Source organism: Parachryseolinea silvisoli (genome assembly GCF_021190955.1).
Classification (GTDB): domain Bacteria; phylum Bacteroidota; class Bacteroidia; order Cytophagales; family Cyclobacteriaceae; genus Ohtaekwangia; species Ohtaekwangia silvisoli.
Genome location: NZ_JAIOAO010000001.1, coordinates 1,121,781 through 1,145,685, shown reverse-complemented (window position 1 = coordinate 1,145,685; position 23,905 = coordinate 1,121,781). Strand labels below are relative to the sequence as shown.

Annotated in this window: 16 protein-coding genes; 6 read left to right on the top strand and 10 right to left on the bottom strand. The window is 52.1% G+C overall.

Annotated elements, in window-relative coordinates:
• The first annotated feature begins 4 nt into the window (after nt 1–4).
• From K7P01_RS04815 to K7P01_RS04800, 4 genes are all read left to right on the top strand, one after another.
• Nucleotides 5–1,405 carry an SGNH/GDSL hydrolase family protein gene (locus tag K7P01_RS04815; protein WP_267290391.1) on the top strand — a complete coding sequence of 467 codons (1,401 nt, stop codon included), beginning with the start codon at nt 5–7 and terminating at the stop codon, nt 1,403–1,405.
• A gap of 8 nt (nt 1,406–1,413) precedes the next feature.
• Nucleotides 1,414–3,750: a GH92 family glycosyl hydrolase gene (locus tag K7P01_RS04810; RefSeq protein ID WP_267290389.1), complete on the top strand. Its 2,337-nt coding sequence runs from the start codon at nt 1,414–1,416 to the stop codon at nt 3,748–3,750.
• A gap of 76 nt (nt 3,751–3,826) precedes the next feature.
• Nucleotides 3,827–4,837, top strand: a complete 1,011-nt coding sequence (locus tag K7P01_RS04805) for a LacI family DNA-binding transcriptional regulator (RefSeq protein ID WP_267290387.1) — start codon at nt 3,827–3,829, stop codon at nt 4,835–4,837.
• A 53-nt stretch (nt 4,838–4,890) separates the two neighbouring features.
• Nucleotides 4,891–6,216, top strand: coding sequence for a sugar porter family MFS transporter (locus K7P01_RS04800; RefSeq protein ID WP_267290385.1), 1,326 nt, complete (start codon nt 4,891–4,893; stop codon nt 6,214–6,216).
• A 3-nt stretch (nt 6,217–6,219) separates the two neighbouring features.
• On the opposite strand, the gene K7P01_RS04795 is transcribed toward K7P01_RS04800, so the two are convergent.
• From K7P01_RS04795 to K7P01_RS04775, 5 genes are all read right to left on the bottom strand, one after another.
• Nucleotides 6,220–7,251 carry a LacI family DNA-binding transcriptional regulator gene (locus K7P01_RS04795; protein WP_267290383.1) on the bottom strand — a complete coding sequence of 344 codons (1,032 nt, stop codon included), beginning with the start codon at nt 7,249–7,251 and terminating at the stop codon, nt 6,220–6,222.
• A gap of 160 nt (nt 7,252–7,411) precedes the next feature.
• Nucleotides 7,412–8,029 carry a hypothetical protein gene (locus K7P01_RS04790; RefSeq protein ID WP_267290381.1) on the bottom strand — a complete coding sequence of 206 codons (618 nt, stop codon included), beginning with the start codon at nt 8,027–8,029 and terminating at the stop codon, nt 7,412–7,414.
• A gap of 256 nt (nt 8,030–8,285) precedes the next feature.
• Complete coding sequence (locus K7P01_RS04785) at nt 8,286–8,648, bottom strand: VOC family protein (RefSeq protein WP_267290379.1); 363 nt, start codon at nt 8,646–8,648, stop codon at nt 8,286–8,288.
• A 17-nt stretch (nt 8,649–8,665) separates the two neighbouring features.
• Nucleotides 8,666–10,465 carry a response regulator gene (locus tag K7P01_RS04780; RefSeq protein WP_267290377.1) on the bottom strand — a complete coding sequence of 600 codons (1,800 nt, stop codon included), beginning with the start codon at nt 10,463–10,465 and terminating at the stop codon, nt 8,666–8,668.
• Between the two features lies 1 nt (nt 10,466).
• Nucleotides 10,467–11,609 (bottom strand): FIST signal transduction protein, encoded by a 1,143-nt coding sequence (locus K7P01_RS04775; protein WP_267290375.1) that lies wholly within the window; start codon nt 11,607–11,609, stop codon nt 10,467–10,469.
• Nucleotides 11,610–12,334: 725 nt separating this feature from the next.
• Between K7P01_RS04775 and K7P01_RS04770 the strand changes: the two genes are divergently transcribed.
• A complete protein-coding gene (locus K7P01_RS04770; protein WP_267290373.1) occupies nt 12,335–15,550 on the top strand; it encodes a VCBS repeat-containing protein in 3,216 nt (1,071 codons plus the stop codon).
• A gap of 13 nt (nt 15,551–15,563) precedes the next feature.
• Here K7P01_RS04770 and K7P01_RS04765 read toward each other — a convergent pair whose 3' ends face one another.
• The 5 genes from K7P01_RS04765 to K7P01_RS04745 form a co-directional block, all read right to left on the bottom strand.
• The gene (locus K7P01_RS04765; RefSeq protein ID WP_267290371.1) at nt 15,564–15,959 is read right to left on the bottom strand and encodes a hypothetical protein; all 396 of its coding nucleotides are present in this window, start codon (nt 15,957–15,959) and stop codon (nt 15,564–15,566) included.
• Between the two features lie 87 nt (nt 15,960–16,046).
• Nucleotides 16,047–17,516, bottom strand: coding sequence for a RagB/SusD family nutrient uptake outer membrane protein (locus K7P01_RS04760; protein WP_267290369.1), 1,470 nt, complete (start codon nt 17,514–17,516; stop codon nt 16,047–16,049).
• Nucleotides 17,517–17,534: 18 nt separating this feature from the next.
• On the bottom strand, nt 17,535–20,984 hold the full coding sequence (locus K7P01_RS04755) for a TonB-dependent receptor (RefSeq protein ID WP_267290367.1): 3,450 nt from the start codon (nt 20,982–20,984) through the stop codon (nt 17,535–17,537).
• 26 nt (nt 20,985–21,010) lie between these two features.
• Nucleotides 21,011–22,027 carry a FecR family protein gene (locus K7P01_RS04750; RefSeq protein WP_267290365.1) on the bottom strand — a complete coding sequence of 339 codons (1,017 nt, stop codon included), beginning with the start codon at nt 22,025–22,027 and terminating at the stop codon, nt 21,011–21,013.
• A gap of 135 nt (nt 22,028–22,162) precedes the next feature.
• Nucleotides 22,163–22,750 (bottom strand): RNA polymerase sigma-70 factor, encoded by a 588-nt coding sequence (locus K7P01_RS04745; RefSeq protein WP_267290363.1) that lies wholly within the window; start codon nt 22,748–22,750, stop codon nt 22,163–22,165.
• A gap of 247 nt (nt 22,751–22,997) precedes the next feature.
• Here K7P01_RS04745 and K7P01_RS04740 point away from each other — a divergent pair, with 247 nt between their 5' ends.
• On the top strand, nt 22,998–23,900 hold the full coding sequence (locus K7P01_RS04740; protein WP_267290361.1) for an archaemetzincin: 903 nt from the start codon (nt 22,998–23,000) through the stop codon (nt 23,898–23,900).
• The last annotated feature ends 5 nt before the right edge of the window (nt 23,901–23,905 follow it).

Here is a 23,905-nt window from a genome sequence, read left to right as displayed (position 1 = left end):
GTATATGCAGCATTTGAAAGATATTTTACTCGCCGGTCTCCTCCTGGGCAGTGTACTGATAACCGACGCGCAGTCCCTTCAAAAGTTCCCCGCCGGTAGTAAGGTGGCATTTGTGGGAAATAGTATTACCGAAGCCGGGTATTATGAATCGTATATATGGTTGTATTATATGACGCGGTTTCCAGGCGAGCGGATCGAGGTGATGAACGTGGGTATTGGTGGTAATACTATAAAGGACATTGCTGCGCGCTTTGATGAGGACGTGGTGAAGCGAAATCCATCGGCCATCGTGCTGACATTTGGTATGAATGACTCGGGGTACTTTGAATATAATGGTGCCGAGCCCGAGAAGGAGGCAGACAAGAAAGTTGCCGCTTCACGCGAGAGCTTTCTGCCATTGGTAGAGAAGCTGAAGGCGCTTCCGGCTCAAAAGATCATGATGTCGTCGTCGCCGTATGACGAGACGATGAAAAACAAAGACAACTATTTTCCGGGTAAGAGCAAGGCGATGGAACGTATCATTGCTTTTCAAAAGGAAGCTGCCGCGGCCAATCAGTGGTCCTTTGTTGATCTGTTCTATCCCATGCAGCAGATCAACCTGGAAGGACAGAAAAGCAACCCGGAGTTTACGATCATTGGTAAAGACCGGATCCATCCAGGTAACGGTGGGCACCTGGTGATGGCTTACCTGTTCCTGAAAGCGCAGGGGCTAGCGGGTGCGCCCCTGGCGGAAGTAGAGGTGGATGCCAAGAAGAAGGTTATTAAGAAAAGCGCGGGTGCCGATGTTAGTGGCCTTGCCGTGACGAACGGTGTGTCGTTTGATTACCTGGCGAAGGCGTTGCCTTTTCCGGTTGATTCGGCTTCTCGTATGTGGGGAAGTGATCAAAAGCAATCGGACGCGCTGGCGGTAGTTCCGTTTATACAGGACTTTAACCAGGAACTGTTACGTGTAACCGGGCTTGCGGCGGCACAATATGAATTGAAGATTGACGGTAACGTGATGGGGACGTGGAAGAAGGAAGAGCTTGCGACAGGGATCAATCTTGCCCTGGTCGTAAAAACGCCGCAGTATAAGCAAGCGGTGCAGGTAGCAAACCTGAATCAGGCGCGTAAAGAATTTGAAAGCAAATTGCGCGACTACTATGGCCTGGAGTTTATTTTCTTCCAGCCTCGCGGCATGCTGTTTCAAGATGACCAGGCTGCCTACGATCTTGCCAGCAAACAAGCGAAGAAGGATTGGGTTGTTGGCGGGAAGATTGGTGCGTATGAAAGTCTTCGCTTCCCGGAGGTACGCCAATCGTATGTAAACCAAATGAAATTGCTGGTGGATATGATTTATGATGTGAATAAACCCAAGAGCCACCGGATCGAAGTTGTAGCGGTGGGTACAGGAAAAACAAAATAGTGATAGTTATGGGACGGATAGCGCAATGGTGTTTTTTGATCACACTGCTGGTTGGTTGTAAGTCAGCTTCAACACCGGACCCAGCCGGCGACTTACCGGCTGGATATGTACGGCCTTTTATCGGGGCCAGTACCAGTACGGGTAAGGCAGGTACCTACCATGGACTCGGAAAGACCTTTCCGGGGGCTACGACGCCGTATGGGTTGGTGCAGGTGAGCCCCAATACCATCACGGGCGGTGACAATGGGTCTGGCTATAGTTACGAGCATACTACGATCGAGGGCTTTGCGTTCACACAGATGAGCGGAATTGGTTGGTACGGTGACCTGGGTAACTTTTTAGTTATGCCTACCACGGGAGTGCTCAAGACCAGCCGTGGTAAAGAAGGTGGTCCTAATACCGGGTACCGCTCGCACTATGCGAAGGATCGGGAACAGGCCTCGGCCGGGTATTACTCTACTTTATTAAGTGACTATAACGTTCGGGCCGAGGCGACGGCGGCGCCGCACAGCGGCATGCTGCGGTTTACTTTCCCGCAGCACGGTCAGGCACGTATTCAGATCGACCTGGCACGGCGGGTAGGCGGTACGTCGGTTCGGCAGTATATAAAGGTAGTGGATGATCATACCATTAAAGGTTGGATGCAGTGCACGCCGGATGGTGGTGGTTGGGGGAATGGCGATGGACACGCAAACTATACGGTTTATTTCTATGCCCAGTTCAGTAAGCCTTTTCAGAAATTTGGTGTATGGAGCGCTGATATCCCGGATTCCTGGACGCGCAAGCGCGAAGATGTTGAAAGCGACCGGTATCAGCAACGGGTAGCAGAAGCGGCGGTGTTAGATTCAGCCACCGAGGCAGAGGGTAAGCACCTGGGTTTTTTTAGCGAGTTTCCGAGCACGGCGAACGAGCAGGTTATGTTCCGGTCCGGTATTTCGTTTGTGAGCATGGAAGGCGCGCAGAAGAATCTGGAGTCTGAGATTACGGATTGGGATTTTGACGCAGTGCACCAGCGTGCGGTGGATGAGTGGAATGTCGCCTTGAGCAAAGTGACTGTAAGTGGTGGTAGCGATGATGAGAAGTCTATCTTTTATACCGCCCTTTATCACACCATGATCGACCCACGGGCATTTTCCGATGTTGACGGAAGCTTTACCGGAGGGGATGGTAAAGTACACCAGGCATCGGGGTATAACCGCCGGACGATTTTTAGTGGCTGGGATGTGTTTCGCAGCCAGTTTCCGTTGCAAACCATCATCAACCCATCGCTGGTGAATGATATGTCTAATTCGCTCATCGCGCTGGCGCATGAGTCCAATCATGACTACCTGGAACGTTGGGAACTGCTAAATGCTTATAGTGGCTGTATGATCGGCAACCCAGCCATCTCGGTTATGGCAGATGCTTATAACAAAGGTATTCTGAAGGTGGATGACAAAGCGTTGCTCGACCTGGCGGTGAAGACAAGCGAACGGTTCGGGAATGGTGATAAAGGTTATTTCCACCAGTCGTTGGGAATTTCCAACACGCTGGAGTATGCGTATACCGAATGGTGTACAGGTGTGCTGGCCTCTAAGATGGGCAAGGACAGCCTGGCTAAAGTTTACCTGGCCAAAGGGCAAAATTATCGTAACATTTTTGACGACTCGGTAAAGTGGTTCCGACCGCGGAAGGAGGATGGCACGTGGGAAACGTGGCCTAAAGAAGGACGTTTAAAAGAATGGTTGGGTTCGATTGAAAGCAATCCGTATCAGCAGGGCTGGTTTGTGCCGCAGGATATACCTGGTATGGTAGCGCTCATGGGAGGCGATGCCAGGGTTAAAGACGATCTTGTTCAGTTTTTTGAGCAGGCGCCCAAGGACTTTCTCTGGAACCTGTATTACAACCACGCCAACGAGCCGGTGCACCATGTGCCTTTTCTGTTCAACTACGTGCATGCGCCGTGGCTTACGCAAAAGTGGACCCGGGAGATTTGTGCCCGGGCGTATAACAATTCGGTGGAAGGACTGGTGGGCAATGAGGATGTAGGGCAGATGTCGGCCTGGTATGTGCTGGCGGCGTCGGGATTGTACCAGGTATGTCCGGGAAAGAGTCAGTATGATATTACCAGCCCGGTTTTCGACAAAGTGTCGATTGCGTTGGACCCAAAATATTATCCCGGAAAGCAGTTTACCATTGTGTCTGAGAACAATAGCCCGACCAACGTCTATATTCAGCGCGCTACGTTAAACGGGGCTGACTATAATAAGACTTTTATTGATTTCGCTGATATTGTGAAAGGTGGCGAGCTGCGCCTGGTGATGGGAGATAAGCCCAACGAACATTTTGGGGCTGATACACGCTAGGGAATGCGTGATGTCAACTTAATTTATATTTTTGACGGGTAAAGGCCCTTGACTATGTATCAGGGGAATAAATGTCATGAAAAAAGTTAGGCCGTCTATTGGAGATTTAGCGAAGAAGCTGAGCGTTTCAAAAACGGCGGTCTCGATCATTTTGAACGGTGAGGCGCAGGCCAGCCGGTTTAGCGACAAGTTAATCAAGCGGGTGCGGAGCGCGGCGGAGAAGTCTGGTTATCACCCTAATCTGTTTGCGCAGGGCCTGCGCACCGGCAAGATCAATATTGTCGGCCTGATGGTGGAAGATATTTCCAACCCTTTTTACGCCAGTATCGCCAAACGGATCGAAGAGAAGGTCTATCAAAACGGCTATAAGATTGCTTATTGCAGTACGGAGAACGACAAACAGCGTGGCAAGGAGTTTCTGTCGATGTTTACCACGATGGGGGTCGATGGCTGTATTATCGCCCCTACGCGTGGGATGGAGAAAGAGATCAAGGAGATGGTGGACAACGGCATGAACGTTGTGCTCTTTGACCGGAAGTTTGGCAATAAGGCTACGGACTCCGTTATGGTGGACAACCGGGGCGGTATGTACGAAGCGGTGAAACATTTAATTGACCGTGGGTTTACCAATATTGGCCTGGTGGCGCTGGCACTGGATAAGCCGGAGAAGGAGGACCGCGTTATTGGATATAACGAGGCCATTGCCGATCATGGTCTGACGCCCCATGTTTTTCCGTTACCCTTTCGCGAACAATACCTGAGCTATGTGGAGGAAATCGAGGCTTTCCTGGTCAGGAATCGCCAGTTGGATGCGGTGGTGTTTGGTACGAACTATTTAGGCATCAGCGGCCTGCAGGCCATCAGCCGTTTGGAGTTGAAGATTCCGGATGATATTGCCGTGGTGTCGTTCGATGATCACGATCTTTTTCGGGTTTATAAGCCCAATATTACTGTTGTTGCACAGCCTATTGAAGAGATTGCTCAGACAGCGATCGATACGTTGCTGGCGCGTATGCAAAATAGCGAGCAGTCGCCTATCAAGAATATCATTCTGCCCACGCTTCTTATTGCCAGAAATTCCTCCTGACGCAGGCCGCAACCGTTGAATTACCCCCGAAAGGCCCGTATCTTGTATGTACTATGAAACGTAAGGGTTTTCTGTGTGTTTTAGTCGTATCCATCACGGGTTTCCTTTTTGGATTTGATTCGGTTATTGTCTCGGGAATCAATGTTCCGTTGAAACAATTGTGGCATACATCAGACTGGTTTCACGGAACGTTTATTATTTCGATGGTGCTCTGGGGGAGTGTTACCGGCTCGTTGTTGGGAGGTTATCCTACGGAAAAGCTGGGACGGAAAAAGACACTGATCCTGGTGGGGTGTATGTTTGTTGTGTCATCCCTCGGCACGGCGCTTTCGGTTAGCCCCCATATGTTTTCCCTCTTTCGATTTGTTGGCGGACTTGGTGCGGGTATCGGCTCTATCGTTGCGCCCACCTATATATCAGAGGTTGCGGATGCCCGGCATCGGGGACGGTTGGGTATGTTGTTTCAGCTAAATCTTGTACTCGGTCTTTTGCTTGCATTCCTTTCTAACTATTTCTTTGCGGTATCCTTTGGTGAAGATAACTGGCGGTGGATGTTAGGTATCATGGTTCTACCGTATAGTGTCTTTACATTACTGCTTTTCGGTATCAGCGAAAGTCCGCGGTGGTTAATTTTACGAAAGGGTGATACAGCATCGGCGCTTCGGGTGTTAGACAGGATCAGTACAAAGGAGGAGGCAGACCGATTGCTGCAGGCGATTCACGCCGAAGATACTTCGAGCGTTCACAGAGAACGTCTTTTCTCCCGGAAGTATGCGCGTGTATTGGTGTTGTCTTTTTTGATGTCCTTCTTTAACCAGTTTTCAGGTATTAGTTTTATTTTGTTTTATGCACCTGAAGTTCTGGCAAAAGCCGGCTCGGGTACGGCGCAGTCGCTGTTGAGCTCGGTTGCCATCGGATTGGTAAACGTGGTGTTTACGTTGGTCGGTGTTTATTTGATCGATCGAATTGGGCGGCGGCGGCTTATGTATGTGGGTTCAATCGGGTATATTATAAGCCTGGCGATGATTGCCTATGGTTTTTATGTCGGTGCGTCGGCGGTCTTTATACTGGTTTTTATGTTGTTGTTTATTACTTCTCATGCCGTGGGACAGGGAGCGGTGATCTTTGTGTATATGTCTGAGATTTTCCCGACTCCGGTACGGGCGTACGGACAGGCATGGGGTATGGGGGTGCTCAACGGGTTTGCTGCCTTGATTACCTTGTCAGGAGCAATTTTGATTCATGCCTTTCAGTCCTGGATGATCTTCGGTGGCTTTGCTCTCCTGATGATATTGCAACTGTTGTTCACGGCGTTTATCATGCCGGAGACGAAAGGGATTTCGCTGGAGGAACTGGAGGAAAGATTGTCGGTGAAGTAATGCTCAGGCTTTTTTGCGGGAGGATTCGCGCGGTATCAATGTGGCGGGTATAATGATCTCCTGTTTGTCTTTCATGGCTTTTTTGGAAGGCCCGGCTATTTTGTCCAGCAGCCGGTTGATCAACGCCTGGGCCAGTTGTTCAATGGGTTGGGCGATGGCCGTAATGGCAGGACGGTTGATACGAAAAAGATCGGGGTCGTCGTACGAGACCACGCCGATCTGGTCGGGTATGTTGATGTCAAGGTGTGTAAGCGCTTCGACACCGCTCAAGCCCAACGAGCCCGTGCTAAAAAGTATAGCGTCGATGGATGGATCTTGTTTGACGATGTCAGTTATGTTCGCGATGTAGTCCGCCCGGCTGGTGGAATACGATAACTTGTGTACCATGGCGGGCAGCTGAAATTTGCGCATAGCGCGCTCGTAGCCGGCCAGGCGGCCGGTCATTTGGGGCTGCCGTGACGAGAGTGTTACGAAGGCGATATTTTTATACCCCTGTTGTATGAGGTGGTCGACGCCAGCGTAGGCGCTTTCCGCGTTGTCGGTGATGACATAGTCGGCAGCTACTTTCTTGAAGTACCGGTCGAATAGTATTATTTGTTTGCCATTATCAATGAGCGCGCTGAGGTCGTCTTCTATCCCGGCCGGGGGTGTGACGATGTAGCCGTCGACGCCGAGTTGGTCGAACATGCGAAGGAACTCCTGGGCCCGTTTCTTTCCGTTCTCGGTGCTACAGTATAAGATCTTGTAACCGCGCTGCAGGGCGACGTCTTCGATATGTTTGGCCAGGCTGGCGAAGAAGGGATCGGAGATATCTTCTACCATGAGCCCGATGATGTTGGTCTTGCCGGTGCGCAGCGTTTGAGCAAAGTGATTGGGTCTGTAGCCAACCTTTTCTACCAGTTTCAATACCTTTTCCGTCAGCTCGTCACTGATCCTTTTTTCCTTGGCTTTTCCATTTAAAATAAAGGAGACCGTGGTCGTGGAAATCTTGAGCTGGGAGGCAATATCGGTTATCGAAACTTTGCTCTTTTTCATGTCTGGGCGTAAACGTGTGTCTGGCGGGGTCAATTTAAGACAACCGGCGCGGCAAATGTACGTGCTGATGGTGAAAATAAATGATTAGAGTCACAATTCTGAAATTTTGAGGTGGTAAAATGCTTTATGGGGCCAATTATGCAGAGCTCCTTCGTGCGCTTCAAAGTTGCACGTGAACATGGTCGTCGTGGCGTACAGAGTAGCACGCGTGTAGCCTGATCTTTTTGCTGGTGAGGTGAAGCCGCTTTTTTAGGTGTGGTTCGAGGTAGAGAGTTTTGATACCTTTTTGTTTGATGAAAGCGTTGATCATGTCTTGAGTCCGGACCTGATCAAACGCTAACTTGTCGGATAACGGCATCCACCCGTACATAAAACTGTATTGCCAATTCGAGGTACAGCGTGAAGGTCTGTCGGGTTCGCCTTTGCGTGGAGGTTCTGAGCCTCCGTAGCCGATGGGCGATGGGTTTCCGTTGCTATGTTTTCCGGTAGTCTTGTCGATGTAGTGAAAGGCAACGTCCAGCTTTCTGCCGTCGTTGTGACTGATGTGGGGCAAGAGTGGGAAGCCGTCGCGGAAGGGAAAATTGGCATCCATATAGTTGATCACGGTGCCAGGGTATTTTCGGTTCATTTCATCACCTACTGCATACGTGATGGCTCGCAGCTCGGGGTGTACGTAGTTTCGGTTGAGCAGGGCGGTCCAAATGGATAGTGGCCTGACGTGGTTGGTCTCTATAAATGGCAAGGGGACTCTTCCATATTTTTTGGCGATGGGAGGCATGATGAGGAGGATAGTAATCAAGTATAGCCCAATGAATAGGGCATACCGGGTGGCGATTCTCCAATATCTTTTTGTGATCCGTTTTCGAATCAGGAGATAGATTACCCAGGATGCCAGATAGATGGCGCCGCCGACTTGAGTGAGAACGGTTAGGAATGCAGCCGCTATGAGGACGGCTATAAAAATGAAATACTTCAAAAGGTAGCGTGACGGTATAAAAGCCTAAACGGGTTGTTTTGAGATAGGGTTACAGGGGTTACCATTGTTGAACAACGATACCGATTTGGCCATCCAACAGAGCGAATTCTTTGGCGCCCCACGGCCTCAACGTTACCTGGCGAAGGTTCGGATGCAACAGTTCAGGATGTTTTGTTACTACCTTTTTGTAAACGTCTTCAATGTTGGTTGTCACGAGTCGCAACAGCGGTGTGAATTTTTCGGCGTATGTCGCGTTCTCAAAAAGCATGACGCGCAGATCATCCTTTTCTACCACGCAGAAGGGATTATCGGAATTTAGCTCACTGTGTCCGACACTAAACTCCAGGCAGCCGACGAACGTTTTGAGGCCTTCCTGGATGTCACGGTAATATAGTTCAGGGACGAGTTTGGTGAATTGCATAGCTGCTTGATTTTAGGTTACCCCGGTTTGATATTGGGATGGAGTTCCTCCCGTTTTGCCTGGATTTTCAGCGCCCACTTTTCAATCACATTCACGACTATCTCCAGCTTGACAGGCTTGGTTACATAATCGTCCATGCCGGCGTGCAAACAAATCTCACGGTCGCCCTGCATCGCGTTGGCGGTCATGGCGATAATGACCGGCCGTCTGCCAGTCATGGCCCGTATGCGCCGGGTCGCTTCCAGGCCGTCCATTTCAGGCATCTGTACATCCATCAGGATCACGTCGTAAAACTCGCTGGAAAATTTCTGAACAGTCTCCAGGCCATTTTGCGCTACCTCGACGTTGTGATAACCCAGCTTATCAAGTACGCGCAGGGCGAGCTTTTGGTTTACCACATTGTCTTCGGCAATCAGGATCCTAAGCGGATATTTTCGGGCGAACTCTTCGGACAGTACCTGCGCCGGCTTTGTGGCGGCCATGGGCACTTTGACTACGCCCGGTCTGAGCGATGACTGTATGGCCCGGCAGAGCTGTTGTTGTTTTACCGGTTTATTCAACACCTCGCTGAACAGGTCGGGGTATTTCTTTTTGCTTTCATCGCCGATCGAGCTCAATAAAATGATCGGGAGGCGCGAATGCCTCGCTTTGATGCGTTGAGACAGCTGGGTGCCGTCCATATCCGGCATTTGCATATCGGTAATCACCAGGTCAAATTCGTCATGATTGGAGAGTATCTCCAACGCCTGGCGTGCAGAGATCGCCAGGGTCGGTGCGAGCTTCCATTGTTCCAGCTGCGTTTTCAAGATGGTCAGGTTGGTCGCGTTGTCATCGATCACCAGCACCGTTTTACCTTCGTTGCCCACGGTATTACAGTGCACATATTGTCGCACGGATTCCTGGCTGATCTTGCCCTTGATTGTAAAGCTGAAGGTAGTGCCTACGCCGGCCTGGCTCTCTACCTCTATAGAGCCGCCCATCAGCACCACCAGGCGCTGGCTGATCACCAGGCCCAGGCCGGTGCCGCCATACTGGCGGGTGTTGGAGGAGTCCACCTGTGAAAAAGGCTTGAATAATTTCGAAACCTTGTCTTGGGGTATGCCGATGCCCGTATCCTTGACGCTGAACGCCAGCTCAATTTCGCCGCCGACTGTGCTTATCAGATCTATCCGCACGAAAATCTCGCCCTTGTGTGTAAACTTCATCGCGTTGCCGATCAGGTTGAGCAATACCTGGCGCAGGCGGTGCCGGTCGGATATGATTTGTGCAGATACCTGGTAATCGATCTGATAGACAAGGTCCAGTCCCTTTTGCGCGGCTTTCATCGAGAATACATCCATCACTTCCTCTATGCATTGCCGCAAGTCGAAAGTCTGGTAGTCCAGCTCCAGGTTGCCCGATTCGATCTTTGAAAAATCCAGGATGTCGTTGATCACCGTCAGCAGTGCGTCGCCGCTGGTGATGATCGTGTCGGTGTATTCGCGCTGCTCTGCCGTAAGCGGGGTTCCGGCCAGTAGCGAGGCCATGCCCAGCATGCCGTTCATCGGGGTGCGTATTTCGTGGCTCATCGTGGCCAGGAATACCGTTTTTGCTTTATTGGCCCTGTCTGCTTCCTCTTTGGCGTGAAGCAGCGCCTCGCTCAACTCCCGGTATTCTTTTTCGCTTACGTTGAAGGCGTGCTCCGATAGTTTTTTGTCGCGTTCGAAGGCCTGGTAGGTATTGCTGATCACGCTCAGCAATTGACGTAACGACTCATCCTGCAGTTGTTGTTCCGTCAGTAATTTCTTGATCTGTTTCTCGAGCAGGCTATGGTACATTTTATGATTCGGAGAATGTAGTGATGGTCATGGTTTGATTATGCAGCTCGCAGCGTGTCAACGGCGCAAAGGGCGAGATCTCGCCATAAGAATAAAAACCGGTCACAGGAGTGTTTTCGCCAAATATGCCTTTGGCGGCGGCTACTTCTTCGTTTGTGCGCGCCTGCAGAATGAGCTTGCGGCCCACGCAGCTGATGAACAATGCCAGTTCGGAGTTGCTTCCCGCCAGGTTTGTAAGAGCACTTTGGGCGGCGAGCGATGATCCATCGATCAATTTGTCGAAATTGGCTTTCATGAGCCGTACTGTGCTGCCCTGGGGCAGGTTGCCGGCAAAAACCATCGATTTGTCTTCTTCATTGATGCTCAATATCGTGCGCACCACAGGCTCATTCGAACCTTCTTCCTGCATCGAAAGTGGAAACAGCAGGGCCGAGCCAGGCAGCTCGTCCTGATAAGGCCCCAGGTATTCCTTGTACAGGTCCAGGGCATTTTTTCCATCTATTTCATAGAGCACATTTTTTTCTGCGCGGGTAATCTTCTTATGAGGCCCGAACTCATCCCAGCCACCAAAATAGCCGTGGCCGATGTGGAGGTTGCTGCCATAAAAACCGACGGCAATGACTGTGCCTTCTTCCGGTACCTGGTCGAGGCCTACAAATGTTCTGATGAACCGATCACCGTCGGCCGCCAGCCCGCCGGTAACGGGAATGTTCTCCGGATTATTCTCGTTGAGGCCGCTCACCAGCTCGCTTCCGTTGACGTACGTGCCATCGGAAATAACGAGCACCGTGTTCAGATTGTCGGCCAGCAATTCCTGCATCAGGTATTTGCCCGTTTCATAGCTGTTGTCATGCTGCTGGATGTGGGTAGCGCAGCATTTGATGACCGTCTTTTCGAATTGAATGGCCGTGACCGCAATGCTGTTGTCATACACATCCTCGCCCATGATCTCTCCCGCTGTAGAGCAGGAAACGATGTTTCCCTTCGGGAAAAAATCTCGGATTTCATCGAATAGTGCCGGCTGGGTGATCAATCCTGGCTCGCCGAAAACAAGGATTAGTTGTGCTTGTTGCGCATGGAAGCCGGCAGTGGTAAAATTATTTTTCCACTGCCCACCTATATATTGGTACTGCTTGATTTTCATAAAGAATATTTTTATGGTTAAGTGAATATTCAAAAACGATTCTCAGGCTAAACGGACTTCACAAGCGTACCGGCTGGTACAATATTTAAGATAATGTTTTTTAATAATTTCAGAAAACAAAAACCGAAAACTCTCCACCTGTACCGTTCCGCGCCGGCCAAAGGATTAGCGAGTAGCGTTTTTCCCAAAAACAAATCGTTGAGGTACGCTCTGCAGAATGAAGTGTATAAATGATTTTTGTTTTTTGTATATGAGCAACTTGTGGGGTACAGGCTGCGACCCTTTGTCACTTCCGATGTATAATTTGAAAAGATCCGTAGGAATTTTTCGGATCTGAAACTAGACTTTAGAGGTATAGATTGATTCTGCGATCTCAAAAGTCGAAAATGGGTACTACGCCAAGGCTGTCTTGACGAGTTTTCTCGGAATATATTCTGGATGAAGGCTTCCTTTGTGATCAGTTCTTAAATGGTACCATCAGCCCAAAACAACTTTGCGGAACGAGCCGATTTCCCGATACCGTAAAGTGACGATCTACCCTGACAAGTGCCAAGAAAAAATTTTCTCAGTTGATAATAATTGATCAAGTCGTTACGGGTTTGAATTCGGGTAATTAACTTGGCGGAGTGCGCACCTACTTTGTTTCCGGTCTTATTTTGAAGGGGTTACTCCCGTTTTTTCTTGCGGGTGTATTTCTGACCTGTACCTCCAGAAAACCAGTTCCCTTGCTGGAGCTGCTTCCTCCGTCACGCACCGGCATCGATTTTCAAAATACCCTCTACGAAGATGAAAATCTCAACATCATCACCTTCGAATATTTCTACAACGGAGCCGGCGTCGGAATAGGGGATATCGACAACGACGGTCTGGAAGACATCTTCTTCGCCGCAAACATGACTGGCAATCGCCTCTATCGCAATAAGGGGCACTTCGAGTTTGAGGACATCACGCAACGCGCCGGCTTCGGGAAACTAGGTAAGTGGGCCACTGGCGTCTCTATGGTAGACATCAACCAGGACGGCCATCTCGACATATATGTATGCTATGCAGGTCCGAATAGCAAGCCTGCCCGTCGAGCCAATGAGCTTTATATCAACAATGGCGATGGTATCTTCACCGAGCAAGCCGCCCAATACGGCCTGGCCGATACGGGGCATTCGGTTCAGGCGGCCTTCTTTGACTATGATCTGGACGGTGACCTGGACGTCTATATCCTCACCAATACCACAGACCAAACGGGTCCCAATGTAATCCGGCCCAAGAGGCTGCATGGGGAAATGGTCAATACCGACCGCCTGTATCGCAACAATGGCAATGCGACCTTTACCGATGTATCGGCCCCGGCTGGCATCACCATCGAAGGCTATGGTCTGGGTGTATCCATTGTGGATATCAATGCGGACGGCTGGCCGGATGTCTATGTCACCAACGACTATCTTTCCAACGACCTCCTGTGGATCAATCAACATGACGGTACGTTCATAGATCGGGCGGGCGATTGCTTTCAGCATACAAGCTACTCTGCCATGGGCAATGATGTAGCGGACGTGAACAATGACGGTCTGGCGGACATCATGGCGGTGGATATGCTGCCGCCTGATAACCAACGCCAGAAGCTTATGTTCGGCGCCACAAACTATGACCGGTACCGCTCCGAGATAAAGTATGGCTATACACCGCAGTTTATGCGCAACACGCTGCAGCTGAACAGGGGCAAAGATGCCAAAGGCGAAGTATGCTTCAGCGAGATCGGCCAGCTGGCAGGTGTGCAGGCTACAGACTGGAGTTGGAGCCCGCTATTTGCTGACATAAATCTGGACGGGCGGTGCGACCTGCTGGTGACGAACGGATACCCCCGCGACATCACCAACCGCGACTTTGCCGCCTACAAAGCGCAGGAGTTTGTGCATGGAGCTTATAACGGCACGGTCAGGAAGAAGCTCTTCGATGCCATCCGCAGCCTGGACGGCGCACATCTGCCGCCATATGTGTTTCAGAACAATGGCGACCTGACCTTTTCCGATCGCTCGGCGGTGTGGGGTTTTACGGAGCCTGCGTATTCAACCGGCGCCGCTTATGCGGACCTGGACGGCGATGGAGACCTGGACTATGTGACGAACAATATCAACGGCCCGGCTGGAGTTTTTGAAAACCATGCAGAACGGTTGAATCATCATTATCTGAATGCCCGGTTTGAAGGCCCGCCTCAGAACCGCGATGGTTATGGCGTAAAGGTCACGCTTTTTGAAGCTCAGGATACGCTGCAATATCGGGAACATACTCCTTATCGCGGATATCAGTCTACGGTAGCGCGCGGCGTATACCTGGGCCTGGGTACCAGAAAGCAAGTCGACTCGCTGCGTGTGGTCTGGCCCGATGGACGCTGGCAGGTATTGAAGGGGCCTGCAATCGATACGATGCTTATACTCCGCTGGAAAGATGCGGCCGGTCGAGCCGAAGCGGCAATCAGCGCAAAATCTTCGCTCTTCACCGATATGCCTGAGGACGTCATTGACTTCGTGCATCGCGAAACGGAGTATGTCGATTTCAAGATCGAGCCCCTGCTGCCGCACAAGTTCTCTGAAGGCGGGCCGGGTATGGCGACAGGCGATGTGAACGGAGACGGCCTGGAAGATCTTTTTATCGGCGGCGCCTACAAACAATCGGGTATGATCTTTCTTCAGCAGCGCAACGGAAGTTTTCGGCCACAGCCATTGGATGTGGGGGAGAAGTTTGAAGAAGACATGGGCGCATTGTTTTTCGACGCGGATGGCGATCACGATCTTGACTTGTATGTGGTAAGTGGCGGCAATGAGTTTGAGGCGCAGTCGCCCTACTACCAGGACCGTCTGTATGTCAATGATGGTCGGGGGTATTTCAGCCGTCAGCCAGATGCTTTGCCCGGTACTACGGGCAGCGGCTCGTGCGTGGAGGGCGCCGATTATGATGGCGATGGTGACACGGATTTGTTTGTCGGCGGGCGCTTGACTCCTCACCGGTATCCTCAGCCGGGACAGAGCTACCTGCTGCGCAATGACGGCGGCCGATTTACCGATGTGACAGATTCTCTGGCGGCGGGCCTGCGCGACGTGGGGATGGTAACGGCGGCGGTATGGGCTGATGTGGACAAAGACCTCTTGCCCGACCTGGTCATGGTAGGAGAGTGGATGCCGGTGACAGTGTTTAGAAATTCAGGAGGTACGCTCGTGCCCTCCCAGGTGCCGGGATCCACGGGCTGGTGGAACAGCATGGATGCAGGTGATTTTGACGGCGACGGCGACACAGACTTCGTATTGGGTAACCTGGGTTTGAACACGCGTTACAAGACCTCGCCGATGCAGCCGGTAGGCATTTATGTAAACGACCTGAACAAAGACGGCGTGTCCGAGGCGATGCTGGGCTACTACCTGGAGGGTGTGAACCGCCCAGCCTATCCGCGCGACGACCTCTTGCTGCAGGCTCCCCAGCTTAAAAAGAAATATGGCAGCTACCAGGCATACGCGGCAGCCACGATCGACAGCCTGTATGCCCATGAAGGGACAGAGGCGCATCATGCGGAAATGCTTCAGACCTGTTACCTGGAAAACCGGAACAAGGGACCGTGGACGCTGAAGCCCTTGTGCAAAGACGCTCAATTTGCCCCGGTATATGCCATCCATCACGGCGATTATAATGGCGACGGCCACCTGGACGTATTGCTGGGCGGCAACGCATATGACCCCGATGTATTGACGGGACGATACGATGCTTTTAAAGGTCTGGTTCTTGCCGGCAACGGCAAGGGGATATTCGCCCCCGTATCAATGCAGCGGAGTGGTGTACACGTGAATGGCGCCGTAAAGAGCATTGTTTCTGTCAAGGCCGCCGATGGCAGCACCCTGGTGGTGATGGCGCAGAACAACGGCCGCGTGCGCGTGCTGAAGGGGGCTGCGGGTTTTTAAAGCCTGCTCATGCTCATTCCACTCTCGAAAAAAACCTCGTCTCATACCGGCGCTGGTTTTTTTCTTTAAAGAGCGGTTTCTTTTCCATTTGCAGCACCAGGCGGTTCTGATCGAGCTCGACGATGGTGAATGTTTCGATTCGATTGTGTTCTGTGGTGAGATGGGTGAGCGTATCGCTGCGGAGCTCGTAGAGAAAATATCTAAACTCAGTTCCCTTTGTCATGCGCAGCCTGCCTTCCGGCTCATAGTGTTGTATGGGCTCGTCGCCGGCAGCGGCGGTCGTCATGGTGAAGCCGTTGTAGAAGGTGGTGATGGAGTCGATCTTCCAGGTACCCTGGAGGTCAGTAGGGTTTGGCCGGCAGGCGGCCAGTGATAGCATGGCTATAATGATGGACAGGCTGTTATTCATGGACATAAGCAGGAACAAACTACAAAAAAGCCGGCCCCGAAAACCGGGGCCGGCCTTGTTCAGTGGAATTTTATTTCTGAAGGTGCATCAGTAGTTCTCGTTTTGTTTCAGCACGTCATTGCTCAGGTCAATCTCGCGCTGCGGTATCGGGAAATAATAATGCTTGGGTCGTACAAAGGTCCTTGCATCTTTGTGCTCGCGTTCAATGTTGTAGAGCGCTACAATGTCTATAAGCCCGGCTTTGTCCCACCGCATCAGGTCCTGGTGTCTTTCATTTTCACCGGCAAGCTCCACGCGGCGTTCGTGCATGAGGTCGGCCATGGTGGCGTTGTCTTTTGCATCAAGGCCATTCCTGGTTCTTACCGCATTGAGCTCGGCGTCGCCATCCTGGCCCAGGCGGATCTTAGCTTCGGCCACCAGCAGGTAAACGTCTGCCGCCCGCAGGATCGGGGCGTTCTGACCGGGATCCAACCCACCCTCTGCCTTCCAGGAGGCGAATTTCCGGAAATGATAGCCCGTTGATGACAAGTCGGCGGTATATTCCGTAGGACCGTCCTCGCCACCGAGGTCTACTATATCACCGGGTTTAAATACCGTATACCCCAGGCGCGGGTCGCCGTCTTCAAACTCGTCGATCAGGTCCTGGATGGGTTCGCGAAAATCCCAGCCGCCCCAGGGACGGGGTGTGGTATATATCTCAGGCGTGTCGTCGCCCGTCCAGCCGTCTGTAAACTGCTGGGAGAAGAGCATCTCAGAGTTATTTTCCGTGGCAATCTTGAAATTGTCTTCAAAGCTGGGTGCCAGCGCATAGGTTGCATCTTCGGTGATGTGTACCCCTGCATCGATCGCCTTTTCGAGCTCGTTGGTATACATGTAGAACTTACAGAGAAAACCATAAGCCGTTCCCTGGGTTACCCGGCCTATATTGTTTGCGTCGTATGTTTTGGGCAGCAGCTCGGCGGCTTTTTTGAAGTCCGACTCGATCTGCGCGGCCACTTGTTCCAGTGTAGCTTTCGGCTTGTTGATCTTTAGAGCAGAGGGTGCCGCCTTGACGTCTTCGTCCAGGATGAGGGGTACCTCGCCATGGACCAGATAGTGCCGCCAGTAGCTGAATCCCCTCAGGAAATACGCTTCACCCAGACAACGGTTCTTGAGATTCGTTTCTATGGTGATATCGGGTTCATGGATCAGCACGGCGTTGGCGCGGCTGATCATTTCGTAGCGCCATTTCCAGGTGTCGATCAGCTTGGGGTTGCTGGCATCATAGCTGAATTCCTCGATGGATTGGTCCTCGCCATGGTCGCCCGCCCGCCACATGTCGTCTGACTGAATGTCCCACGTGCGCTCGAAGTGGCCGAAGTAGTTCTCCTGCAGCAGCGGCTCGTAGATGGCGTTGACGGCTGAGACCACGTTGTCGGCAGTAGTCCAGTATACATCCGGTGTCACCTTCGCATAGGCCTCGGTCTCCAGTATATCGTTGCACCGCGTCAGGAGAAGCGCCGCCGAAAGCGCCAGTATAGTTCCTGTTGTTGTCTTGATGATACGTTTCAGTTTCATGTTCTGATCCTTTTTTAATTAGAAAGAGAGTTGCGCGCCTATGGTCCAGGTTCTGGCCTGCGGATACTGGGCGTAATCCACGTTGATCTGTTGGTTTCCCTGAACGTTACCCAGCTCGGGATCCATACCGCTGTAGTCCGTGATTACAAACACGTTTTGTCCGGTCACGTAAACGCGGGCCTTGGACAAGCGCAGGGTCTGCGTGAGCGCCGTTGGCAGCGTGTAGCCGAGTGTGACGTTCTTGAGGCGGAAGAACGCGCCGGATTCGATAAACATGTCGGAAGTTCGGTAGTTACGATTGTCCGTCTTTTCCGTCATGCGCGGAATGCTGTTGCTGGTGCCTTCACCGCGCCATCGGTTGATGGTCTCCGCATACATGTTGAAGTGATAGGTAGGATCCAGGCCCTGCATGCGATCGGCATTGTAGATGTCGACCCCGGCCACGCCCAGGAAGAACAACGTGAGGTCTATGCCTTTATAACCCAGGCCGGCGTTGATGCCGTAGGTGGCTTTCGGGAACGGGCTGCCCAGGATAGTGCGGTCTTTGTCGTCTACATCATGGTCGCCATTCAGGTCGAGGAACTTCACATCGCCGGGCCTGATCTTGGCCTTGTCGACGGGAGCTTTTTCAGTGATGTTCGGATCATTGTCGATCTCGGCCTGGTTCTGATACAGACCATTCGTGCGCCAGCCATAGAAGGTGGCAATGGGATTTCCGGCGTAGGTTCTTGAAATTTCCTGGCTGGTCCGCCCGTAGGTTTGCGAGCCCAGGAAGGAACCTTCCACCAGCTCCAGCACCTTATTCTGGATGAAGCTTACGTTACCACTGATCGAATAGGTTAGCGCATCCAGGTTGCCGCGGTAACCTAGCTCGATCTCGAAGCCTTTGTTCTCCAGTCTCCCGACGTTTTGATACGGGGCCTGGGCAGAACCGGCGGAGCCCGATACCGGCGGACGAACCAGCATCTGGTCGGTTTGCTTGTTGAAGTAATTGACGGTGACCGTCATCTTGTTCTGGAAAAGTCCGGCTTCCAATCCGAAGTTGCTCATCTTAGCACGCTCCCATTTGACACTGGCATTGGGTAAGATGCTTTGGGCCGACCCCACGGTGTTCAACCCTCCGAAAGAGTAGCGATAGCCGGACGATACCAGTGGGATGTACTGAAAGTCATCGATCTTCTGGTTGCCCAGCTCGCCGTAACCGCCGGTCAGCTTAAGGCTGGGTATGATGCCCGTAAGCCCTGCAAAGAACGGCTCTTCAGAGACACGCCAACCCAATGAAAAAGCGGGGAATAAAGCCCGCCTGTTGGCCGGGGCAAACTTGGAGGATGCATCGTTGCGGAGTGTGACGGTGGCGAGATATCTGTCTTTTAAACTATATGTTACCCGTCCGAAGACTGATTGCAGTGCGTTGTAAGTACGTGTGCCTTCTACGTTCATATCACCCTGGCCGGCGTCCAGGTAGCGTTGCGAGGGGGCTTCGCTGGGAAAGTCTTGGCGCTGGGCCATAGACGTGAGCTTGTCGAATGTCTGCTGCGAATATCCCGCCAGGAAAGTGAAGCTATGATCGCCGAATTTTTTGTCGTACGAAAGGAAATACTCCTGAAGGATGTTCCAATACTTGGCGTGTCTCTCCGTAAGTCTGTTCCGGCTGGTGGTGCGGGTCTGGTCCAGCACCCTGATCTCGAACTGACGTGAATCGTCGAAGTTTGCATCCACTGCAATGTTGGCCCTGGCCTTCAATCCTTTGACGATCTCATACGTGCCGTTCACGCCAGCGAGAATGCGGGTATGGGTCATGCCGCGGTCCTGCGTGTCCACGGTAAAGATAGGGTTGTTGATGTCACCGAATTCCGTGCTGACTTGCGAGGTGCTGTAGGTGCCATCCGGGTTTTTAATGGGTAAGCCGGGATGGAAGCGCCGCGCGCTCCAGATCAATCCGTCTTGTGCCGACGCGTTATAGATGGATTGAGCATCGAGGGTGTTGGAGCCCTGTTGGTTGGTGAGCTGCAGGTTTTGCCCGATCGATAGTCGCTTGGTGAGCTTGTGATCCGAGTTCAGGCGCAGGCTGTAGCGTTTGAAATAATACCCTTTGATCATCCCCTTTTCGTTATAATAACCGGTTGACAGCGCGTAGTTGGATTTGTCGTTTCCGCCGGTGATCGATACGTCGATATTATTGATCGTCCCCTGCTGAAGCAGTTCTTTCTGCCAGTCGGTCTTCTGGGTTAGATATTGAGGGTCTTCCCAAACGGGATCGATCGCATTCTCGTCGTTGGTATACCGCTCCCGTTTCAGCATGGCCAGGGTAGGGGCATCGAGCATATCAATGGTCTTGATACGGTTCGATACACCGGAATAGCCGCTCACGGTCACCTTGAGGCCCTGGCCGAACTTGCCATGCTTTGTCGTGACGATGATCACACCATTGGCTGCCTGCGTTCCATAGATGGCCGAGGCAGAGGCATCTTTCAGGATTTCCATGGATTCGATGTCGTTCGGATTTACATCGCTCAGGCTACCGGCCGGTACGCCGTCGATTACCACCAGCGGACTGGCATCATTCACGGTGCCCACGCCCCGTATGCGGATGTCGCCGGCTGCGCCCGGGGCGCCGCCATTGCGAACAATATGAACACCCGCGGTGCGACCCTGCAGCGATTGTTGTGCTGTGGCTACTGGCAGGTTCTCGATGTCGGCCCCCTTAATTGACGACACGGCGCCGGTCACATCCTTTCGCTCTTGTGTGCCATACCCTACCACCACCACTTCATTGAGTGTCTGTGAGTCAGGCAGCAATATGACAGTAACGGTCGACTGCCCGCTGATATTGATTTCCTGTGAGGTGTAGCCTATAAATGAAAAAACCAACACCGATTGCCCCGTAGGCACGTTTAGGGTAAACTTTCCATTGCTGTCCGTTACAGTTCCCTCCGTCGTGCCTTTTACCACCACGTTCACACCCGGCAGTGGTGCGCCGGTTTCATCGTTTACCGTACCGCTTATTGTCATGTCAGGTATGATGTCATAGATGAACCTGCCACTAGCCTGGGTGACCATGGAGGAAGATGTGCCATCGATGGACAGCAGGCCGGGGTGCGATTCGCCCGCCGGGGGGATGAGCGTAATCTGTTTCTTTTGGATCTTGTAGCGGATGTTCGTGCCGACCAGCAGCTGGTCGAGCACGTCTTCGATCCGCTCGGTGCGGATGTTGAGTGATACCGTCTTATTTACGGTGTGCAGACGGCTTTCGTTCACGACAAAGTGGTAGGGGGTCTGGCGCTCGATCTCGCGCAGGGCCATTTTCAGGGACACTTCCTTGAGGTTGAGCTCGATCACACCCGGCAATTGGGTGGAGGCCAGTACGCATTCAGGCCTGGCGATAAGCGCCGCCAGCACGCCGCACAGCAGCCATATGCGCAGCGGGCGATTGAGCAGGCGAAGGTGGCTACGATAGAGATGCATCATAGAGTTAGGTGGGTTTTAGTTCGTTGTTATTCGAAAAGAATGATCTGGTTGTGTTCTTTCCTGACCCGCAGGTGCGACGACAGTTGGATCAGCTCCAGCACTTCGTCCAGGGTTTCATGCTCGACGGTCATGCTGATGCGCTCGCGGTTGGCGCCAATGCTCTCCACCCGGATGTTCACCTTGTAGCGGTTTTCGAGCTTGGCCAAGATGCCGTCCAGCGGCACATTGTCGAACACCAGCTTTTCTTCTTTCCAGGCAGAGAAGTCGGCCGGATCTACCTGGGTGCGGGTTACCTGCGTGTCTGTCTTGTGAACCGCAATCTGGTCCCCTGGTTTCATGACATAAATTTCACCGTGATCGGCTACATGAAGCTCTACCTTTCCTTCTTCCAGTGTGGTTTTTAGTACGGGAGAGTCAGCATAGGCCTCTACATTGAAACGTGTACCCTTCACCTGCACCTGTAGCTTTTCGGCATGAACAATAAAAGGCTTGCTGCCTTTGCGCACGTCGAAGAATCCTTCGCCTTTCAGCGTGACCTCGCGGGAAGCTTCGCCGAATTTTGCAGGATACTCCAGCGTGCTGTTGGCGTTGAGCCACACCACGGAGCCATCGGGCAGAAGCACGCGGGTGTTGCTGCCCCGCGCCGTTTGCACAATGGAGGCCGTTTGTGTTTCATTGATGGCGGGAATCAGCCGGTAAGCCAGGTAGGAAGATACGGCAAGGAGCGCCACGGCAGCGGCGGCTTTCCAGGCGGTAAAGAGTCGCACAGTTTTCGCGGGTGCGGCGCTATGTTCTTTTTCAGCGGCGATCTTCTGAGCCAGCGTGCTCCATGCGTCATTCACCCTACGGTGATTGAAACGGTTCACGGTCACCGTGGCCTGAAACGTGGTGTTGACTTCGTCGAAATAGCGGCGGTTAGCTTCACTTTGCCCAAGCCAGGATCGAAGAGAGACTGTTTCCTGCTCAGTAGCATCGCCCTCAAGGAACCGGAGGATCATCTCTCGGGTTGTCTCGTCGTCGGGCGTAAGGTCCTGTGTTGTCATCGCTTCTTATACCGACTCGTGGCCGGCTACCCTGACAACAACGCAAGATTTTTTGCATTTACGCGTTGAAAGGCCGAACACAATAGCCCAGGGCTGAAAGGGGCAGGCGCAACAATTTGCGGACGTCCAATGCTGTTATGGAAGCAGACCGAGCAGGATCAGCAGAGTAATATGCTCACGCAGCTCGAGCCGCAACCGGCCCAGGGCGCGCGACATCTGCGTCTCCACCGTCTTGATGGAGATGTTGAGCCGCTGGGCAATTTCCCGATACTTCAGCCCTTCGAATCGGCTCAGCTCAAACACCTTTTTGCATTCTTTGGGTAGCTGTTCCAGGGCCGCATTCAGGTCTCGCTCCAGGTCCTGCGTCAGCAGCGTGTGATATGCATTCGGGGCCGTACCGGTGTCTTGTTTGTAAAGGAACCAGAGTAGCTCAGCCTGGCGCGATTGCGACCGCCTGGTTTCCAGCAGGTTCAAACAACGGTTTCGCACTGCGGTAAATAAATAGGCCTTGAAGGACTGCTGCTCATCCAGCCGCTCGCGGTTTTTCCACACAGCATAGAAGATATCCTGCACGACCTCCTCTGCATCGTCGATATTTTGCAGGAATTTCTGGGCGTAACCGCACAGGCGCGGATATAACCGCGTGAAGATCAATTCCAGGCTTCGTGCATCTCCATTTTTAATGGAGCGCACCAGGTCGCTGTATTCGGACGCTGGGCTCATACGGTTGGGGCGCCAGGATGGGCTTATGGCGCTGTCCTTCTACAATTTAAGAGTTTTCTATCAGAACCTAGAATAAAGCCCGATTTAGATTCCAAGAATAACATCAAACCGTCCGTAAAGGCTATTTCCAACAGTGATGGGTGAAAATGAGGGGACGATGAAGGTCTTAAGAGCCGTTTTGTTAACATGCCTGCGGTTTATTGGCTGTTAGCGGCAAGAATCTTAAATTACGGAGTATCGAAGACTCATGCGTTTCATTTGGTTGGGATTGTCGCTGCTTATTGCAATTTTCATCCTCGGATGTTCATCTGGAGATCAACACGACCAAAATTTAAAGATGATCCAGTATTTGGAGCCATTAGACGCCGTTCTCGAAAAGCCCCGACCCGGTGAATGGCTTTTTGAGCACCCTGAACAGGGGCAGACATTTGAGGCTTACAAGCAATCTAAGCCGGTGTCGCCGGATGAAATCCGCAGATATATTTATCTCCAGCCCATTGGCGCGCTGACACCTATACAGGGCGAGGTGCTACGATACACCGCGGAATATCTGCAAATCTTCTTTGGACTGAATACGATCATCGCCGAACCGATAAGCGACAGCGTCATCCCCGCACGTGCACGCCGCCAGAGTCGGGAAACAGGCGAGCAGTTGCTCACCAGTTATATTCTATACGATATATTGGAGAAAAACATACCGCCAGACGCCATCGTGGTGATGGCTGTGACAGCAAAAGACCTTTACCCATCCGATTCCTGGAATTTTGTATTTGGTCAGGCTTCAACGAAGAAACGGGTAGGGGTGTCATCGATTTATCGGTTTACGGATATAGCGATGGATTCAACGACGTATCCTATATGTCTCGAGCGTTTGATCAAGACCGCCTCGCACGAGATCGGCCATATGTTTTCCTGTCAGCATTGTACTCATGCCGTTTGCGTGATGAACGGAACGAATAGTCTGCCGGAGTCCGATCAGCGCCCGAACCGCCTTTGCTCGGAATGTCATATGAAGTTATGCTGGAACCTGGGCTTCAAAGTGCCTGACAGACTCCTGGCGTTGGATCAATTCTTTATGAGGCATACGCTACTCCAGGATCATCGTGCCATTTCTAAAGACTGCGCCCGGATCAAACAGAAAACTCAATGATTTTT

Excerpts from the sequence above, each read along its gene's own strand:
- K7P01_RS04755 (WP_267290367.1), bottom strand. The coding sequence starts at position 20,984 with ATGATGCATCTCTATCGTAGCCACCTTCGCCTGCTCAATCGCCCGCTG.
- K7P01_RS04780 (WP_267290377.1), bottom strand. The coding sequence starts at position 10,465 with ATGTACCATAGCCTGCTCGAGAAACAGATCAAGAAATTACTGACGGAA.
- K7P01_RS04750 (WP_267290365.1), bottom strand. The coding sequence starts at position 22,027 with ATGACAACACAGGACCTTACGCCCGACGACGAGACAACCCGAGAGATG.
- K7P01_RS04785 (WP_267290379.1), bottom strand. The coding sequence starts at position 8,648 with ATGCAATTCACCAAACTCGTCCCTGAACTATATTACCGTGACATCCAG.
- K7P01_RS04815 (WP_267290391.1), top strand. The coding sequence starts at position 5 with ATGCAGCATTTGAAAGATATTTTACTCGCCGGTCTCCTCCTGGGCAGT.
- K7P01_RS04800 (WP_267290385.1), top strand. The coding sequence starts at position 4,891 with ATGAAACGTAAGGGTTTTCTGTGTGTTTTAGTCGTATCCATCACGGGT.
- K7P01_RS04805 (WP_267290387.1), top strand. The coding sequence starts at position 3,827 with ATGAAAAAAGTTAGGCCGTCTATTGGAGATTTAGCGAAGAAGCTGAGC.
- K7P01_RS04790 (WP_267290381.1), bottom strand. The coding sequence starts at position 8,029 with ATGCCTCCCATCGCCAAAAAATATGGAAGAGTCCCCTTGCCATTTATA.
- K7P01_RS04775 (WP_267290375.1), bottom strand. The coding sequence starts at position 11,609 with ATGAAAATCAAGCAGTACCAATATATAGGTGGGCAGTGGAAAAATAAT.
- K7P01_RS04795 (WP_267290383.1), bottom strand. The coding sequence starts at position 7,251 with ATGAAAAAGAGCAAAGTTTCGATAACCGATATTGCCTCCCAGCTCAAG.
- K7P01_RS04760 (WP_267290369.1), bottom strand. The coding sequence starts at position 17,516 with ATGAAACTGAAACGTATCATCAAGACAACAACAGGAACTATACTGGCG.
- K7P01_RS04745 (WP_267290363.1), bottom strand. The coding sequence starts at position 22,750 with ATGAGCCCAGCGTCCGAATACAGCGACCTGGTGCGCTCCATTAAAAAT.
- K7P01_RS04765 (WP_267290371.1), bottom strand. The coding sequence starts at position 15,959 with ATGAATAACAGCCTGTCCATCATTATAGCCATGCTATCACTGGCCGCC.
- K7P01_RS04740 (WP_267290361.1), top strand. The coding sequence starts at position 22,998 with ATGCGTTTCATTTGGTTGGGATTGTCGCTGCTTATTGCAATTTTCATC.
- K7P01_RS04810 (WP_267290389.1), top strand. The coding sequence starts at position 1,414 with ATGGGACGGATAGCGCAATGGTGTTTTTTGATCACACTGCTGGTTGGT.